This window comes from Streptomyces rapamycinicus NRRL 5491, from assembly GCF_024298965.1.
In the GTDB taxonomy this organism is placed as follows: Bacteria; Actinomycetota; Actinomycetes; order Streptomycetales; family Streptomycetaceae; genus Streptomyces; species Streptomyces rapamycinicus.
Window position 1 is genome coordinate 7702667 of record NZ_CP085193.1, and the last position, 15188, is coordinate 7717854.

A 15188-nucleotide genomic window follows, 5' to 3' on the forward strand; every position below is an offset into this window, starting at 1 on the left:
TGACCCAGTCGGCAACCAGCCACCGAAGCGATCGGCCCCCGGACCGGGGCCGTCGTCATGGTGTGCCCAGCTGGTCTGCGCAGGCGTTACACGGTCTGTCAACCTGTTCCAACCCGGGTGCCGGTCCCCCTATTGTGTTTACCGTCGGTGAGCAACCGATGTGCCAACGGGGGTGCGAGATGAATCCGATGACGTGGACGGGGCTGAGCCCGTCGACACAGGGCTGAGCGGCATGGCCGAGGCAAATGCCATCGGGCGGGACGGCGCGTGCGGGGCGGCGTCGAACACAATCAATGGTGGTGTGTTCTTCCACGCCGTGATCCAGGGGCGGGACATCACCGTACAGTTGCCGCCGCAGGTCACCCCGGCGCTGTCCGCACTCCCTCCAGCGTCCGGCACTTTCACCGGTCGTGAGAAGCAGGTTGAGCGGTTACTCGAGGGCCTCGCTCCCGGCAGGGAGCAGCGGAAAGCACCGCTGCTGGCGGCGGTCGCGGGGATGGCCGGAGTTGGCAAGACCGAACTGGTGGTACAGACAGCCACCCGGGCGTTGAAGGAGCCGGGCTGGTTTCCCGGCGGCGTGCTGTTCGTCGACATGTTCGGCTACGACAGGGAACGCCGACTGCCTCCAGACCACGCCCTGGACGGTCTGTTACGGGCTCTGGGAATGCCCGGCGAACACATCCCCGATGGTCTACAGGACCGTACGCGGCTGTATCGCAGTGTGCTGTCCGCCTTCGCGGAACAGGGACGGCGGATACTGGTCGTCATCGACAACGCCTCCGACGAGGAGCAAGCTCGCCCTCTGCTGCCCACCGACGGCACCACCGCTGCTCTGCTCACCTCCCGTCACACTCTGGACGTTGACGCCCGTCTGCACGACCTCGACGTCCTCGACGTGCGATCCTCCACCGAGTTGCTCAACCAAGCCCTGCACAACGCCCTTGGCCCTGGCGACACCCGTGTGCAGGACGAGCCAGAGCACGCGAAGGCAATCGCCCGGCTTTGTGCCGGCCTGCCGCTGGCCCTGCGTATCGCAGCCGCCCTACTGGCTGATGCTCCTAAGCGGCCGCTGGTGTCCCTGGCTCTGGCCCTTGAAGCAGAGCACCGCCGGCTGGACCGGCTCCGCCGCGAGGAGCGCGCGGTACGCGCTGCCTTCGATCTCTCCCACCAGCACCTCGGCCACCAACAGGCCCGCCTGTTCCGGTTGCTGTCGCTCAACCCTGGCGACGACCTTTCTACCGAGAGCGCTGCCAACCTTGCCGACGACGACCTGTACGAGGTGGAGGGACTCCTTCAAGACCTGGCCCGCGCCCACCTGCTCGAACCTGCACACGTCTGGGGCCGCTGGCGGTTTCACGACCTCGTGCGCCTGTATGCCGACGAGAAGGGCCGCCTCCACGCGGACAGCGATGAACGTAACGTGGCCCGCTCCCGTCTCTTTGCCTACTACCAGACCACCGCGGAGGCCGCCAGCACCCATCTGGACACGCGACGCGGCACCCCCTCGGCCTGCTTTCCGGACCGCGATGGCGCACTGGCCTGGCTGGATGCCGAACGCCCTAACCTCGTTGCCACCGTCACCGCCGCTCCGCGATTCGGCCTCCAGAAAACCAGCTTCGACCTTGCGGATGCTCTTACCCGGTACCTCCACGACTGCTATGCCTTTGATGACTGGGTGACCGTCACGACGACGGCCCTGGCCATTTGTCGTGAGTTTGATGACCGCTGCGGTGAGGCAGTGGCGCTGAACCAGCTCGGTCTTGCCTTTGCCGGTTTGCGGCGGTTCGGCGAGGCCATCGACGCCCATGACAAGGCCGCAATCGTCTATCGCGGCCTCGGGGACCGCGACGGTGAAGCGGGGGCGCTGACGAATCTCGGCAGCGCGCTGACTGGGCTGCGGCGGTTCGACGATGCCATCACCGCGCATACCCGGGCGGTCACCATTTTCCATGAAACCGGCGACGGCCAGAAGGAAGGGCATGCGCTCAGCAACCTCGGCAGCGCGCTGACTGGGCTGCGGCGGTTCGACGATGCTCTAATCGCCTACACCCAGGCGGCCACCATTTTCAATAAGAATGGCAACCGCCGGGATGCTGCCCATGCGCTGAACAACGTTGGCGGCGTCTTGACCGAGCTGCGGCAGTTCGAAAAGGCCGTCGAATACCATGCGGCGGCTGCCACCATCTTTCGCACCCACGGTGACCGCCACAGTGAAGCACTCGCGTTTAACAACCTTGGCCGGGCTCTGGTCGGGCTGCGGCGGTTCGACCAGGCCATCAACGCTCATGCCAAGGCAGCCGAGATCTACGGTGAGGCCGGCGATCGCCACCGTGAAGGCGTTGCGCTGAACAACCATGGCCTGGCTCTGGTCGAGGTAGGACGGTTCGGCGAGGCCATCGATGCTCACACCCAGGCCGCCGCTATTTTCCGTGAGACCAGTGACCGCCATGGTGAAAGCCAAGCGCTGAACAATCTCGGTCGGCCTCTGGGCGAGATGGGACGGTTGAGCGAGGCTATCGACGCTCACACCCGGGCTGCGGCCATCTACTGCGACCTCGGCGATCGCCACCGTGAAGGATTGGCATTGCACAACCTCGGCGCCACTCTGTCGAAGGCGGGGCGATTCAAGGAAGCCATCGACGTCCAAACGAAGGCGCTCACCATCTTCCGGGAAACCGGCGACCGCCACCTTGAGGGCCTAGCCTTGCACAACCTCAGCAACGCTCTGTTGGCGAGGGGACAATTCAAGAAGGCGATCCACGCCCGAACGAAGGCCCTCACCATTTTCCGGGAAACCGGTAACCACCCCTGAGGTGCGGGGGGCGAACGGCGCACCCCGGACATCCCGCTCGCGCAAACGCCCCGTCAACTCGGGGAAGACGGGGCGTTGAGCGGAGGACCCGCCGCGCGGCGTGTTACGACGTCATCAGCGCTTGCGGGCGGGTCGCGAGCGTTTGCCCGGGCCCACCGTCACCACCTCGAAGTTGGACTTGGTGCCGTCCAGGCGGTGGAAGAGGTTGTCCGGCCCGGTGATGTACATCTTCGACACCCCGGCGCCCTTCAGCGTGTCCACCACCTTCGGCCAGTGGATCGGCAGATCGAAGGTGTCCAGCAGCATCGTGCGCAGCCCGTCGGCCGTGGTCACTATGGTGCCGTCCTGGTCGGTGACCACGGGCAGCTTCGGGTCGAGGATGTCGTACTTGGGCAGGATCTCCTCGGCGGCCCGGCGCCGCAGCTCCGCGAACGCGGGCGCGTGCACCGCCGGGACCATGGTGTACATGGAGTAGCCGCCCGCCTGGCTGATCGCCTTCTTGAACCACTCCAGCTCGGTCTCGCGCAGCGACACCATGAAGAAGCCGTCGTCGAGATAGCCGGAGTAGTCGTACCACTCATCACGCTCGCCGAGTTCGGTGAGGATCTCCGTCAGCTTCTCCCGCGGAGTGCGGACGAAGGTGTGGGTGACCGCGTCCTGGTACTCCTCGGCGAAGTACGCGTGCTCACAGCGGGCCAGCTCCGCGGTGAGCCGCACCACCTCGGGGAACGGCAGCGAACTGACGTAGGCCGCGGCCGCCTTCTGCCCGAAGCTGGGGCCCACGCACAGGTCGGCGACCAGTCCGTGGTCCTGCTCCGCCCGGTCCGCCGAGGCCATCGAGTTCACCAGGAAGGCGATCTGGGTGGCCTCGGAGTAGTCGTCCTCGGAATCGCGGAGCCGGTCGAAGACCGAGTAGCCCAGCGCCTCGTCGGCCTCGGCGAGCCGCTTCCGGGCGAACGGGTCGAGCGTGAGGAACCTGCCCACCTCGGAGAAGCCGGAGGGTCCCATGCCCGGGAAAACGATGGCTGTCTTCGTCTGCTCGGATGCCGTCATGGTGTGGTGCCTTACTCTCAAGTCCTGCCGGGGATCAGTCCTGCGCCCGGCGGTTGAAGCCCCGGATACCGATCGTCCCGAAGATCAGGATGGCCGCCGCGATGGCCGAGAAACAGATCCACAGCGGGATCGACTCCGGTGTCTTCGGTCCGGGGGTCAGCAGCAGTCCGCGCATCGCCTCGGTGACGTAGGTCAGCGGGTTGAAGGTGCACAGCACCTGGAACCAGCGGACGGACTCCAGGCTCCGCCACGGGAACTGCGTGGCCCCGGTGAACATGATCGGGGTCAGCGTCATGGCGAAGACGATGGAGATGTGGCGCGCGGGCGCCAGGGTGCCCAGGGTGAGGCCGACGCAGCCGCCGACGAGTCCGCCGAGGCTGAGGATGCCCAGCGTCACCGGCATCTTGTCCAGCGGCCAGGAGACGTCGTCCAGCAGCGCCAGACCGATCGGGATCATGACCAGCGAGCCGATCAGACCGCGCATCGCGCCGAAGACCGCCTTCTCCACCGCCACCAGGGCGACCGGGATGGGCGCGAGCAATCGGTCCTCGATCTCCTTGGTCCAGGAGAAGTCGATGGCCAGTGGCAGCGCGGTGTTCTGCAGGGCGACCAGGAAGCTGTTGAGCGCCACCACACCGGGCAGCAGCACCTGCTGGAAGCCGGGCTGGGTGAAGCCGATCTCGCCGAGCACCTTGCCGAAGACGAACAGCATGAAGAACGGTTCCACGATGACCTGGCCCAGGAAGGGGCCCATCTCGCGGCCGGTGACGAAGATGTCGCGCCACAGGATGAAGAAGAACGTCCGCCACCGGTTGGCGCGGCGCCGGTGACGCCCGCTGCGGCGCTTGGCGTCGGGCAGTTCGAGTTCGAGTTCGGGCTGCGGCTCGGGTTCGGGCTCCACGAGCGGCGAACGGGCGTCCGCCGCCGCGATGATCGCGTTCAGCGCGGCCTTGGCGTCCTGCGCGGCCTGGGTCGCCGACGGGGCCGGTATGGGCTTGATGACCAGCGTCAGGGTGTCGCCGATGTCGCCGCCGCCGTGCGGGGCGCCCATACCCCTGGGCTCGTGGTGCCGGTGCTCCTGCGGCCGGCTCTCGTGGTGCCTGGGGTCATGCGGCCGGTTCTCGTGCTTGACCGGCGCGTTCGGGGCGGCCCTCTGGACCTCGGCACCCGCACGCGGGGCCTGGGCCTCCGGGCCGGGACGCGGAGCGGACGGCTTGGACCGTACGAGCACGGTCCGGGTGTCCTCGAAGCCGTCGTCCTCGGCGGAGTTGGGGTCGACGCGCCGCGGATCGGCGCTCCGCGGATCGGCGGCCCCGGTCCCGCCCGGCCTGGCGCCGGGGGTCCTGGGGTCGACGGGCCTGCGTGTCGCGTCGGACCGCTCACCGCCCTGGCCGGCCGGGGGCTGCTCCCCGGCGGCCTTGCCGCCGGGGGTGCCGTCCGTCGATGACGTGGGTCGTGAGGAGGAGCTCATCGCATCTCCTTCCCCGTCAGGTCGACAAAGACGTCTTCCAGGCTCGCCTTGCTCACATTCAGGTCCTTGATCTCGCACTCGGTGTCGGTCAGGGCCTTGATGACCGTGGGCAGTAGCACGGAGGACGGCGCGTTGCTGTAGACCTTCATCCGGAAGGTGCCGTCGTTGACGGCCGCGGCCCCGCCCATGTCGGCCTCGGCACCACCGAGCACCTCGACCCGCTCGGCGACCCCGAGGCCCTGCACCATGTGGACCACGCCGTTCATCCCGCTGTGCGGCGGGCGCACCGTGACGGTCAGCGCGGTGTTGCTCATCCGGCTGGTCAGCGCCTCGGGGGTGTCCAGAGCGAGCAGCTTGCCGTGGTCGACGATGCCGATCCGGTCACAGAGCTTGGACGCTTCCTCCATGTCGTGGGTGGTGATCACCACCGTGACGCCACGGGTCTTCAGTTCGGCGACCCGGTCGCGGACGAAGATCTGGGACTGTGGGTCGAGGCCGGTGGCCGGCTCGTCCAGGAACAGCACTCGGGGGCGGTGCATCAGCGCCCGCGCGATCATCACGCGCTGGGCCTGACCGCCGGAGACCTGGTCCGCCCGGGCCTTGGCATGGTCGCCGAGGCCGACCCACTCCAGGCTCTCGTCCGCCAGGCGATTGCGCTCCGAGCGGGGGAGACCGTGGTAGCCGGCGTGGAAGGTCAGGTTCTGACGGATCGTCAGTGACCGGTCCAGGTTGTTGCGCTGCGGCACGATGGCGAAGGACTGCCGGGCCACCGCCGGCCTGCGCACCACGTCGACGCCCTGCACGAAGGCGCGGCCGCCGCTGGGCGCGACACGGGTGGTCAGGATGCCGATGGTGGTGGTCTTACCCGCTCCGTTGGGCCCGAGGAAGCCGAAGACCTCACCGTGCCTGACGGTGAAGCTGAGATTGTCGACAGCCGGAACGGGCCGGCCGGGGTACTTCTTGACCAAGCCGTCGACAACGACGGCGAAATCAATAGGACGTGTTGTGTTCATCGCTGTCGTCGCACCGATTTAATTGGCTTGAGGAGACCATTACTTTGCACATGTTTAACACGACAGCTTGACTCCTGGCCCCTAACTGCCCCCAGATTAGGGGGTAGTGGCACCGGTGAGGGGGCCTTAGGGGGCGCCCATCTGTGTCCCGCGCCACGTCGGGACGGGCGCGGTACCCGCATATAGCGCGTACCTCGAATAGCGGTTACTAGGGGTTGTGGCCCAGGAGAAGGGCTCATAGCCTCACGGAGTCAGCATCTCGGACGAGCGTGGTCGACGCGCCCCACCGTGCACTCGTGCCCGGCCCCTCAGTGCAATCGCGGGGATGTACTCCTTGAGCCAGATCAAGCCCGATGATGTGGGCCTTATTCGGATATTGCAAACGGAAACTCCGAGTAGTTTCCGGCTGATCTGTTTCCCGGAATCCGCCCACTCCACCGCGTACTACCTCTCACTGTCCGAGCTTCTGCTGCCCACGGTGGAGGTGCTGGCGATCCAGTACCCCCTGTACGCCGGGTTCGAGGACGATGAGCGGCTGACCGACTCCGCCGACCTCGCGGACCGGATCTTCGGTGCGCTGGGGGAGTGGATGGACCGCCCGCTGGCCTTCTTCGGCCACCGGGCCGGCGCCGATCTCGCCTACCGCGTCGCCGAGCGCCTGGAGCGGGAGACCGGGACGCCGCTGCTGACCCTGTTCGTCTCCGGCCGGACCGCGCACTGGGGCATGACCCTGGGGCCCCCGGCGCTCGGCTGCCGGATCGTCGCCCTCGCCGGTGAGGGCGACCCCAAGACCCCGCTGCGCGGCGTACGGGCCTGGCGGCGGCGGACGAGCGGACGATTCGACCTCGAGGTGTTTCCCGGTTCCCGCTACTACCTCGACTCGAGCCGGAGAGAGGTCGTCAACCTGGTGCACGACCAGCTGCTCTCCCAAGTCCCCGTCGACGCCGAGTGGGAAGCCGGCGCCGAAGACCAGGGAGCCTAGGGGGGACCCGCCCAGGGCTGCCCGTACTCCTGAGCGAAAAGGAAAAGAGTACGTTCGATGACCGCGAAGATCTACGCGCTCGACTCGGTGCAGACCCTGGCCGACTTCGAGCTGGACGCGCTGCGCGTCGCCGATGTGATCCGCGAGCACGGGGTGACCCACGGCGACCGCGTCATCTTCAAGGCGGGCAACTCCGCCGCCTACGTGAGCGTGCTGTTCGCGCTCATGCACGTGGGAGCCTCCATCGTCCTGACCGACCAGCAGGAGCACCCGGACGAGACCCGGCGGATAGCCGAGCGCACCGGTGCCGCGATCGCCTTCGTGGACGACGACGCGCCGATCCACGACGACATCCGTACGGTGAACCTCTACGAGCTGATCGCCCCGGCCGCCGGGCGCCCGCTCAACCGCCGGGAGCTGTCCTTCGACGCCTGGGCCGACCGGCGCGACGGCCTGATCATGTGGACCTCCGGTTCCACCGGCGAGCCCAAGGGCGCCGTCAAGTCCGGCCGTAAGTTCCTCACCAACCTGGAGCGCAACGCCGCCCAGGTCGGGCACCGGCCGGACGACGTACTGCTGCCGCTGCTGCCGTTCGCCCACCAGTACGGGCTGTCCATGGTGCTCATCGCCTGGCTCACCCGCTGCTCGCTGGTGATCGCCCCGTACAAGCGGCTGGACCGGGCCGTCCAGATGGCCGGGCGGACCGGCGCCACGGTGATCGACGCCACCCCGTCCAGCTATCGCACCATGCTCAACCTGGTCGGCCGTAAGCCTTCGCTGCGGGGCCAGCTGGAGGGCGTCCGGATGTTCTGCTCGGGCGCCGCGCCGCTGGACGGCGCGCTCTCCGAGCGCTATGTGGCCGAATTCGGGCTGCCGCTGCTGGACAGCTACGGCAGCACCGAGCTGGGCAACATCGCCTTCGCCACCCTGGAGAACCCGGTCTCCTGCGGCCGGGCCATGGACGGCATCAAGCTGCGCGTCATCGACGAGGACGGCCACCCGGCCGCCCCCGGCGAGGCCGGCGAGATCGAGGTCGACACCCCGGACGCGCTCGAGGGCCACCTCGCGGCGGACGGCACCATCGACGCCGTGCCCACCGGCTGGCAGTCCACCGGCGACCTCGGCTACCTCGACGGGGAGGACAACCTCTTCGTCCTGGGACGGAAGTTCGCGGTGCACCGCTCCGGCTACACGCTCTACCCCGAGCTGATCGAGCGGAAGGCGGCCCTCGCCGGGATCTCCACCCGGATCGTGCCGCTCCCCGACGAGCGCCGCGCCGGTGACGAGCAGCTGGTCTTCTTCGTGGAGGACGAGGAGCTGCGGGACGCCAGGCACTGGCGGGAGCGGCTGTGCCAGGTGCTCCCGGTCTACGAACAGCCCAACCGGGTCGAGGTGCTGGAGGACTTCCCGCTCAACCGCAACGGCAAGCCGGACAAGCGCCGCCTCGAGCAGCTCGCCCGGGGCTGAGATCCAGGGCCCAGACATGACAGGGGGAGCCGACGGCGCGCATCGGCTCCCCCTGTGCGTGACGCCGCGGCCGTCAGTCGTACGGAAGTTCCAGCGGCGCGAAGGTCTCGAAGAGATCGCCGGGGCCGGGGTTGTCCGGATGGGTGGTGCCGCCGAGGTGGCGGAGCACGCCCCACACCGCGTTCAGCGCCGTGGTGACCGCTCCCTCGGCGAAGCCGGCCGTCCAGGAGACATCGTCCCCGCACAGGAAGAAGCCCTGCTGCCCCGGATCCGTCCCGTCCTGCATGAACTGGGTGAACAGCCGCCGCTGATAGCGGTAGTGGCCGGGCAGGTTGTTCTTGAAGGCCCCCATGAAGCGGGGCTCGGTCTCCCAGGTGACGGTCAGCGGCCCCCCGATGATGTGCGACCGGATGTCCACATCCGGATAGATCGCGGCCAGCTTGGACAGCAGCGTCTCCAGCCGCTCCTCGGCGGAGAGCGTGGCGACCTTCAGCGAGTCGTCGTTCCAGGTGTACGACAGGCACATCACGCCGGGCCGGTCGGGTCCGTCGTCGAACAGATAGACCCCGCGCGGCATCCGGTCGGTGAGCGTCATGCTCATCGTGTCATGGCCGGTGGCCGGGTCGGTGTCCCGCCAGAACGGCCGGTCGACCAGGACGAACAGCTTGGACGCGCCCATGTAGTGGGTGCGCTCCACCGCCGTCCACTGCGGAGTGGACAGCAGTGTCGGATCGCAGTCGACCCGGTTCAGCAGCGTCCACACATGCGGGCTGAAGACCACCGCGGGGAACTCGCGCTCCTCGCCGCTCTCGTCCGTCACCCGGATGCCGTCGGCGGTCCGCCGCAGCCGGGTGACCGCGGGCCGGGGCCGGCCGCCGTGCAGCGAGGCCAGCGAGGTGCCCCGCGGCCAGTGTGCGAGCGTCTCGGGCCGGTGTTCCCACAGCCCGTTCGGCACCTGGGAGGAGCCGCCGACTATGCCCACCTGGTTGTCGTCGGCCTCGGTGACCACGACACGCAGGATCTCCAGCACCGAGTTGGGGAAGTCGGTGTCCCAGCCGCCGGTGCCGAACCCCACCTGGCCGAAGATCTCCCGGTGGCGGAACGACTGGAAGGTGGAGGAGGTGGCGAGGAAGCCGTAGAAGGACTGGTCGTCGAACTCCTTGACCAGCGAGTTCCATACGGTCTTCAGCGTGGTGACGTCCCGCCGCTGGATGGCGTCGCGCAGCGTGGCCAGGTCGGCCCGCTCCTGGAGCGCCTTGTCCCAGGCGTCGGCGACCTCCTGGTAGACCTCCGGAAGCTCGTCCACGGTGCGCGCCCGGTCCTGACCGCCGTTCAGGTCGATCAGCGTGCTCGCGGTGGCCGGCGCCAACGGATTAGGGAAAGGACGAGTGGACAGGCCCAGCAGATCGATGTAATGGAACAGCGAGCGGGCGGCGACGGGAAAGCGCATGGCGCCCATCTCCGCCTTGTATTCCGGATTACCGGGGAAGGGCGTGGAGCGCATACGGCCGCCCAGTTGCTCCGCTTCATAAAGAACTGGGGAAAGCCCTAGTCGTAGAAGCTCATAGGCCGCGGTCAGTCCGGACATCCCGCCGCCGATGACGGCGACTTCGGTTCCGTGCAGCGCGGCAGGCAGGGCGCCCAGACCTGCTGGATGGGACAGCCATCTGTCGTAGGAAAAGGGGAAATCCGGCACGAGCATCGTCGTGGCGGACGCGGTGGCGCACGTCATGGCATCAACCTCGTTGGGGCCGAGCGGCTTCGCGGGGAGATCAGGCGGTATAAGCGACATCGAAATCCAGGCTCGCGGGCAGTTCTCGGCGCTGGCTGATGTTGATCTTCCGGTAGACACGGGTCAGGTGTTGTTCCACCGTGGAGATCGTGATGAAAAGCTTAGCGGCGATCTCGCGGTTGGTGTAGCCGGAAGCTGCTAGTGCTGCCACTCGACTTTCTGCATCGGAGAGTTCGGAAAAGGCGGCGGTATCCTCTCCGGTACGGGCCGCCTCCGACAGGGCCGAACGGGCCGGAGTGCGCTGCAATGAACGGGACAGCTCGTCGGCGCCGCAGCTGTCCGCGAGCCGCAGGGCCCGACGGGTCATCAGCCGACTGGTGTCCAGATCGCCGAGGTGCTTGTGCGCCTCCGCCAGGTCCGCCAGCGCTCGCGCCATCTCGTACCAGCCGCCGCTCGCCTGGAGCACCCCGACCGCCTGCTGGAGCAGCGCGACGCGCTCGTTCAGCGGCCGGGTGGCGGCCAGCACCCGCAGCGCGGCGCCCCGGGTGCGCGAGGAGGACTCCCCGGCCAGCTCCAGCTGCTCCTCCGCCAGCCGCGCCGCCCGCTCCTGGCCGCCGAGCGTCAGCCAGGTCTCGGCGGCGCCGAGCCGCCAGGTCAGGGTGGCGGGGGAGTCCAGGCCCCAGTCGGCCATCTTCTCGCCGCAGGCGCGGAAGTCGGTGAGGGCCGCGTGCTGGCGGCCGGTGGCCAGCTGGTGCCGGGCCCGCGCGTAGAGGTAGTGCAGTCCGAAGCGGTTGCGGTACATCTCGTCCGGCACCGGGCGGGCGAGCAGTTCGGCCGCCGCGTCATGGTTGCCCATCGCGGTGTGGGCGTTGATCAGCATCCCCAGGGGCATGCCGACGGTGACGCCCCAGCCGCGCGCCGGAAGCTCCTCCAGCGCCCGCTCGGCGTACCGCACCGTGTCCCGCAGCCGTCCCACGCGCAGCGCGATCTGGGCCCGCAGCACGCAGAAGTAGGCCAGCAGCGCCTTGGCACCGCGCTCGGAGGTCTCCTCGATCAGCCGGTCGCACCAGGAGGTGGCGGTGGCGTGGCGGTCGGCGTACACCAGCGTCTGGAGCGCGGCGTGCACCGTCAGCATCGTCCGGTCCGAGAGCCGGACGGTCTCCAGCACCCGCTCCGCGGCCCGTACGGCGCGCTCGTCGACCCCGCGGCTCAGTACGGTCCGCAGCGCGCGGAACGCGGTCAGATGGGGCGACTCCGGGGTCTGGTCCGGCGACAGCGGGGCGTCCCACGGGCCGTCGTCGGCCTCCTCCTGGTCGAGGAAGGGCCACAGTTCCGGGTGGTCGGGGTAGGTGGAGGACAGGGCGAGCCGGATGGCGCGCAGCCCGGTGTCGAGATCGGTGCCCGGATGCTCGGCGGCGGCCCGGCTGACCTGCTTCAGCGCGGCGGCCGCCTCGTCCATCCGGCCAAGACCCAGCAGCCCGATGACGACCGGGACGGTCTCGGGGGCGGGCAGCAGCCCGCTGCCCGCCGGACCGGCCAGCGACTGCAGCCGCCGCATCTGGGACAGCGGGTTGAACGGCCACATGGCCTGCACCATCGTGGCCTGGAGCTGCAGCGCCTCGCGCTCGTCGGTGGTGTACCGGTCGGCCATCTGCAGGCAGTTCATGGCCAGTTCCCTGCGGTCCGCGGCGATGGCGTGCACGGCCGCGTCGCACAGCGCCTGCGTGATCCACTCCTCGACCGGCTCGGACCCCTCGTGGCTGAGCAGGTGGCGGGCCACGTCGATGGGGTCGGCGCCCTCCTCGTACAGCAGCCGGGCGGCCCGGTGGTGCAGCGGGCCGAGCTCGTGCAGCTCCAGGTCGTCCAGGAGCACGGTGCGCACCGCGTCGCTGCGGAACCGCCCGCCGTGCAGGATCCCGACCTCGGTGAGCAGCGCGACGGACTGCCGGACCAGCCGCTCCTCGACCTCGATCAGCCTGCTCAGCAGGGGAACGGACGTGGCGTCACCCAGCAGCGCGACTCCGTGGGCCACCCGGCGGTGGGCCGGGCCGCCGCGGTAGACGCAGGACAGCGCCGCCTGCCGGAACAACTCCCCGGCCACCGGGGCCTCCGTGCCGGGCGCGGGGTCGAGGGGGCCGCGGGTGAGGCGGGAGAACCGGTCGTCCAGCAGACCGCGCAGCAGCAGCAGATTGCCGCCGGTCAGCTCGTGGTACGCGGCGGCGTGCCGGCCGGACTCCTCGGTGCCCAACTCCTCGGTCAGCAGCGTGGAGACGCCCGCGACGGTGAGCGGGGCGAGCCGGACGTGGCACACCTTCGGCTCGTGCAGCAGCTCGTCCAGGGCGGTGGCGGCGGGGCCGGTCAGCGACCCGCGGCTCACCACGACGGACAGCGCCTCCGAGCGGCAGCGCCGGATGCCGTACGCCAGGCAGCGCAGCGACGGCAGATCGGCGAACTGGACATCGTCGATGGCGATCAACAGCGGCGCGTCGCCGGTCAGTTCGTCGAGGGTGCGGTGGAAGTCCTGGAGCAGCCGGAGCTCGGCCTGGTCCGGCCCGTTCGGGTCGCGGAGCGCCTCGAGACCGGGGCGCGGCCGGGAACGCTGAAGATGGGCCGGCATGCCCTGGTAGAGCTGCTCGAGCACGGCGTAGGGGAACCTCTGCTCGGAGGCGGAGGCGACCGCGGGCAGTACCCGGACGCCGCGTCCGCCCGCCGTATCCGTCACGGTGTGCAGAAGTGCGGTCTTTCCCGATGTCACGGCGCCGCTGATAACGGCGAGCCGACTTCCCTCGCGGGCGCCCTCGAAGAGGAGCCGATTGAGCCGGGCTATCTCCTGATCGCGCTCCACCAACACGTACGAAACACCTTCCCCGATTTTCCGTGTGCGCAGGGGTCTTGAAAGCGAATCACCGTGCATGGCGCACCTGGTAATGCATCGTCCCCCGAGATTTGAAAATACCGTGCCGCTGTTCGGGTCCCCTATCCCTTCCGTTACTGCACCCTGTGCGGCGGCATCGCTGCTCTGCGTTATGTCGCGTGTTCCCCGCCCCACCCGGCCTGGTTGGGCATGCCAACCCGGGATCACGGGTATGGGGTGGATGCGCACTCTAGCAGTGCCGTTGGTACGAAAAGATGACCGTCTCGTCACGGGAGAAACTGTTCGATTACGGTTTCGTCCCCGGGGCCGAGTTGTGAAGTCCGGAGCCGACTCTCAGATCGGGCTCCGTCGCTGGTAGTTGGGGGGTTCCCGAGGGTAACTCCCCTGTCGGATGTGAAAGTTGCGCAAAAGTGTAGGAAACAGCTGAACCTTGGGTTCGCCCTCTCGCATCCCGCTGTGTGTGTTTCCCCTGTTCGATGGTCGGAGTCATCGTCGCCCAGGGCATCCATTAGCATCGCCGCGACCACTGAATCGGCCGCGATGTGTCATGGGCCACTATGGGAACGGCCACTAGGGAAACAACTAGTTGTCCGAGCGAGAAACGGGAGGAAGTGCGCGTGGTCAACCAGAAGTTGACATTTGTCGTCGGCACCGGACGGTGCGGTTCGACGGCTCTGTCTCAGATTATCAATATTCATCCGGATGTTCTCAGCATCAATGAATTGTTCGCCAGTATTCCCGATTCGGAGATACTGGACGAGGCCCCGCTGAGCGGTACGGAGTTCTGGGGATTTCTGTCCCGGCCCAATGTGGTCACCAATAGCATGATCAAAAATGGCGCCATCCCGCCCGAGTTCCTCTACCACAGGATGCCCAAGCGGCGGTTCGACGCGGAGACCACCGGCGTCCCGGCCATCAGCGTCATGGTGCTGCCCCATCTGACCGACGACCCCGACGCGCTCTTCGACGAGTTGGCGGCCGAGGTCACCACCTGGCCCACCCGCCGCCCGGCAGATCACTGGACGGCCCTCTTCGCCACCCTCGGCGCACGGTTCGGCAACCCCGGAGCCGTCGTCGAGCGCACCGGCCTGTCCATCGGCCGCGTACCCGAGATGCACCGCGCCTTCCCCGAGGCCCGCTTTCTGCACCTCTACCGACAGGGCCCCGACTGCGCCGTCTCGATGAGCCGCCACTTCAGCTTCCGGATGATCCCGATGCTGTGGGAGATGGCCGTCCACTGCGGTCTCGAGACCCCGAGGCAGCTGACGCCGGAGCACGCGGCCCAGCTCCCGCCCGACCTGGCCCCGCTGCTGAGCGACCGCTACGACCCGGCGCTGGTGTGGGACCGTCCCATCCCGATCGGCGCGTTCGGCACCCTGTGGTCCGAGACGATCGTCGACGGTCTGCGGAAGCTGGACGAGGTCCCGGCGGAGCAGCGCGCCGCGCTGTCGTACGAGACCCTGCTGGAGGAGCCGGAGAAGGAGCTGATCCGGCTCGCCGAGTTCATCGGGGTGGAACCGCACCGCGACTGGCTGGACGCGTCCATCGCCCACCTCGACGGCGGGCGGCCGGGCGCGGCGAGCAAGCTGGCCGAGGAGGAGCTCACCTCGCTGCTGGAATCCTGTAGCCCGGGGACGCGGGCGCTGGCCGCCCACCAGTAGGGCGCATGTCGTCACCCGGCGGCGGCCGCCCTCCTGGAGGCCGGTCGCCGGGTGGCGCCCTGCTTCCCCGCGTTCGCCCAGGGAGCTTTGGCGAGTTCCCGGCCCCGCCCCGCCCCGCCCCG

9 protein-coding genes are annotated in these 15188 nt (G+C 68.6%); 4 read left to right on the forward strand and 5 right to left on the reverse strand.

Annotation, left to right across the window (positions count from 1 at the left end):
- Positions 1-232: 232 nt before the first annotated feature.
- Positions 233-2812 (forward strand): tetratricopeptide repeat protein, encoded by a 2580-nt coding sequence (locus tag LIV37_RS32035; protein ID WP_148717784.1) that lies wholly within the window; start codon positions 233-235, stop codon positions 2810-2812.
- A 114-nt stretch (positions 2813-2926) separates the two neighbouring features.
- Here the strand turns inward: LIV37_RS32035 and LIV37_RS32040 are convergent, their stop codons facing one another.
- The 3 genes from LIV37_RS32040 to LIV37_RS32050 are packed head-to-tail and all read right to left on the reverse strand — an operon-like array spanning position 2927 to position 6349.
- A complete protein-coding gene (locus LIV37_RS32040) occupies positions 2927-3865 on the reverse strand; it encodes an ACP S-malonyltransferase (RefSeq protein ID WP_020871239.1) in 939 nt (312 codons plus the stop codon).
- Positions 3866-3899: 34 nt separating this feature from the next.
- Positions 3900-5336, reverse strand: a complete 1437-nt coding sequence (locus tag LIV37_RS32045; protein WP_020871240.1) for an ABC transporter permease — start codon at positions 5334-5336, stop codon at positions 3900-3902.
- Positions 5333-6349 (reverse strand): ABC transporter ATP-binding protein, encoded by a 1017-nt coding sequence (locus LIV37_RS32050; RefSeq protein WP_185058009.1) that lies wholly within the window; start codon positions 6347-6349, stop codon positions 5333-5335. Before LIV37_RS32050 ends, LIV37_RS32045 begins: the two co-directional genes overlap by 4 nt.
- Positions 6350-6725: 376 nt before the next feature.
- Between LIV37_RS32050 and LIV37_RS32055 the strand changes: the two genes are divergently transcribed.
- Entirely contained in the window at positions 6726-7331 is a 606-nt protein-coding gene (locus LIV37_RS32055) for a thioesterase II family protein (protein WP_020871242.1), read from the forward strand.
- A gap of 57 nt (positions 7332-7388) precedes the next feature.
- Positions 7389-8798, forward strand: a complete 1410-nt coding sequence (locus LIV37_RS32060) for a class I adenylate-forming enzyme family protein (RefSeq protein WP_020871243.1) — start codon at positions 7389-7391, stop codon at positions 8796-8798.
- 73 nt (positions 8799-8871) lie between these two features.
- Here LIV37_RS32060 and LIV37_RS32065 read toward each other — a convergent pair whose 3' ends face one another.
- Complete coding sequence (locus LIV37_RS32065) at positions 8872-10530, reverse strand: flavin monoamine oxidase family protein (protein ID WP_121824263.1); 1659 nt, start codon at positions 10528-10530, stop codon at positions 8872-8874.
- Between the two features lie 40 nt (positions 10531-10570).
- Complete coding sequence (locus LIV37_RS32070) at positions 10571-13381, reverse strand: helix-turn-helix transcriptional regulator (RefSeq protein ID WP_020871245.1); 2811 nt, start codon at positions 13379-13381, stop codon at positions 10571-10573.
- 581 nt (positions 13382-13962) lie between these two features.
- Between LIV37_RS32070 and LIV37_RS32075 the strand changes: the two genes are divergently transcribed.
- The gene (locus LIV37_RS32075) at positions 13963-15066 is read left to right on the forward strand and encodes a sulfotransferase (RefSeq protein ID WP_214663093.1); all 1104 of its coding nucleotides are present in this window, start codon (positions 13963-13965) and stop codon (positions 15064-15066) included.
- Positions 15067-15188 lie beyond the last annotated feature (122 nt).

Bases quoted from the DNA above. Each gene is read 5' to 3' on its own strand.
- LIV37_RS32035 (WP_148717784.1), top strand. From the start codon at position 233: ATGGCCGAGGCAAATGCCATCGGGCGGGACGGCGCGTGCGGGGCGGCG.
- LIV37_RS32050 (WP_185058009.1), bottom strand. From the start codon at position 6,349: ATGAACACAACACGTCCTATTGATTTCGCCGTCGTTGTCGACGGCTTG.
- LIV37_RS32040 (WP_020871239.1), bottom strand. From the start codon at position 3,865: ATGACGGCATCCGAGCAGACGAAGACAGCCATCGTTTTCCCGGGCATG.
- LIV37_RS32045 (WP_020871240.1), bottom strand. From the start codon at position 5,336: ATGAGCTCCTCCTCACGACCCACGTCATCGACGGACGGCACCCCCGGC.
- LIV37_RS32075 (WP_214663093.1), top strand. From the start codon at position 13,963: ATGGGAACGGCCACTAGGGAAACAACTAGTTGTCCGAGCGAGAAACGG.
- LIV37_RS32065 (WP_121824263.1), bottom strand. From the start codon at position 10,530: ATGACGTGCGCCACCGCGTCCGCCACGACGATGCTCGTGCCGGATTTC.
- LIV37_RS32060 (WP_020871243.1), top strand. From the start codon at position 7,389: ATGACCGCGAAGATCTACGCGCTCGACTCGGTGCAGACCCTGGCCGAC.